Here is a 2,425-nt window from a genome sequence, read left to right on the forward strand (position 1 = left end):
GCAAGCGGCGGGCAACAGCCACGAATTTCGGTAAAATGTGGGTTGTATTATACGTTTCTTGCAAGATGGATCGTTGATATTGCGTCCGTCGGTCCCATGTTATGGATTACGTGAGAACGGGTCAGAAGTATGCAAGTAACGGTGGCATTGCGGCATGTCATGCGCGCAGGATAAGAGCGACCAAAGAGCCGACCTTATTCGTTATAGACAAAAGCTCTCGGATATTTTCCAACAAGTACCAAGTTGCGTGCTCATGCTATCGGGGAGCGGTGGCGCGCAGTGCTTTGGCTATCCTGGTACTGGCCAGGAAAGAGTGCTCCTGTGAAACTCGTCCGAAGGAGCATGGGGTTAACACTTTGATCAAACAGGCTCAGCGATGGGTCTGATGAGCCCAAGGCGTTGGACACATCAAGTAAGTCCGTTCAAATACCCTATTACCTTCTCCGCAATCACCCCCGATACCCGCTCGTTGGCTTCTTGCGTCAGGCCGGCAATATGCGGCGTCAATATCAGGTTGGGCATATCAGGCAGGCGGTTTTCCGCCTTCACCGGTTCGTCCTCAAAGACATCCAGCGCTGCGCCGCGCAGTTTACCGGTCTGCAGGGCGGCTACCAACGCCTGTTCATCTACAATCCCGCCGCGCGAGGTATTGATCAGAATGGCTTGCGCTTTCATTTGCGCAATGCGGCTGGCATTGATCAGATGGCGGGTATCCTTTGTCAAAGGGGTGTGCAGGCTTACAACATCGCTGTGTTGCAGCAGTTCGTCCAATGACATTTGCATTGCACCAGTTTCCGCCCAGATGGGGCTGTCTGAGCTGATCATGGGATCGTATGCTGCAATCTTCATGCCCAGTGCGCTTGCCAGCCTGGCAGTGAGCCTGCCTATGCCGCCGAATCCCACCAGGCCCAGTGTACGGCCTGCTACCTCCAGGCCATTACTGAGCTGCGGGCGTGGCCATTTCCCTTCTAGAACCTGGGTGCTGGCCAGGTAAGCGCCCCGTAGCAACACGAATGTAGTCGCAATCACGTATTCGGCAACCGCCTGAGCGTTGGCGCCGACGGCTGGGTAAACGATAATGCCTTTGTTTTCGCACAGGTCCATATCAATATTGTCCAGGCCGACGCCCAGCCGGCCCACGACCCGCAGGTTGGGGGCGTGCGCCAGCAATTGGGCATTAACCTGTGTACGATTGCGCACGATCAGGGCATCGGCATTGGCCAGGCCCTGAAACAGTGCTTCCTGGTTATCGACAAGTTCCGGTCGATAGTCCACTTGCGCAATCTGGCGCAGGCGATCTACTGCCGGTTCATCCATAAATTCAGAGATGACAATGGTGTTGGTCATGTTAAATGTCAGATTCCAGGTGTGATTCAGTTGACTTTGATGTTGGCGTCTTTGATGGTTTTGGCCAGTTTCTCGATCTGGTCATGTAGATAGGTTTTGAACTGGTCTGGTCCCATCGGGTCGGGAACGAATCCGAGCTTGATCAGTTGCTCACCCATGGCCTTTTCTCCAACGGCGGCTGTGACCTTGTCGCTGATCTCCTTGACCAGGGCCGGATCGGTGCCTTTGGGCGCCATCAGGCCAGTGAAGTTGTCGACCATCAGCTTGGGCAAACCGGCTTCTGCCGTTGTGGGTACATCCGGCACGGCGACTGCACGTTTTTCAGATGTAATGGCCAGCGCCCGCAACTTGCCTTGTTGTACATAGGCCAGCGATTCCGGATAATTGGAGAAGACCACGTCAATCTGTCCACCGATCAGATCCACCATGGATGGTGCGCCCCCTTTATAAGGGATATGCGTCATTTTGGTTTTGGTCAGCTCCTGAAACAGGGCAGCGGCAATATGGGGTGGCGTACCGGTGCCGCTGCTGCCCACGTTCAGGGTTTTCTTCTTGGCGGCGTCGATCAGGTCCTGCAGGGATTTGATGGGGCTGTTCTGTGGCACGACAACCATGATGGCCGAAGAGGCGATTTTGGCGACCGGAACAAAGTCTTTTTCTATGTCGTAGCCGGCCTTTTGTCCGAACAGCGTTTTATTGACTGCATGGGTCATGGTAATGGCCAGCCAGGTGTTGCCATCCGGTTTGGCACGGGCTGCTTCCGCGGGTCCCAGGTTGCCGTTGGCGCCGGCCTTGTTGTTGACCACGATATTCCAGCCGGTTTTATCGCCTACGCCCTTGGCAACCATGCGGGCAGCCACGTCGGTTAATCCGCCGGGGGCGAATGGAACTATGTAGGTAATATATTGCTCGGGCTTGAACTCAGCCTGCGCCGCCGGGGCCACAATCGTGGTGCCTGCACAGAACAATGACAACAGTCCGAATTTGAGTATGCTGCGTTTTGTTGCGGTGTGACGATGTTTCATGGGGTGTCTCCTCCACGATTGTGAGTGGCGGCCGGCCTGGTTTTTTATACCGG

2 protein-coding genes are annotated in these 2,425 nt (G+C 55.1%); both read right to left on the reverse strand.

Annotated features, from left to right (window positions below):
• Positions 1 to 408: 408 nt before the first annotated feature.
• The gene (locus tag ACTIKR_RS19270; RefSeq protein WP_442328730.1) at positions 409 to 1,347 is read right to left on the reverse strand and encodes a hydroxyacid dehydrogenase; all 939 of its coding nucleotides are present in this window, start codon (positions 1,345 to 1,347) and stop codon (positions 409 to 411) included.
• Between the two features lie 26 nt (positions 1,348 to 1,373).
• Positions 1,374 to 2,372, reverse strand: a complete 999-nt coding sequence (locus tag ACTIKR_RS19275) for a Bug family tripartite tricarboxylate transporter substrate binding protein (protein WP_193090435.1) — start codon at positions 2,370 to 2,372, stop codon at positions 1,374 to 1,376.
• Positions 2,373 to 2,425: the final 53 nt, after the last annotated feature.

The organism is Advenella sp., from assembly GCF_052108595.1.
In the GTDB taxonomy this organism is placed as follows: domain Bacteria; phylum Pseudomonadota; class Gammaproteobacteria; order Burkholderiales; family Burkholderiaceae_B; genus Advenella.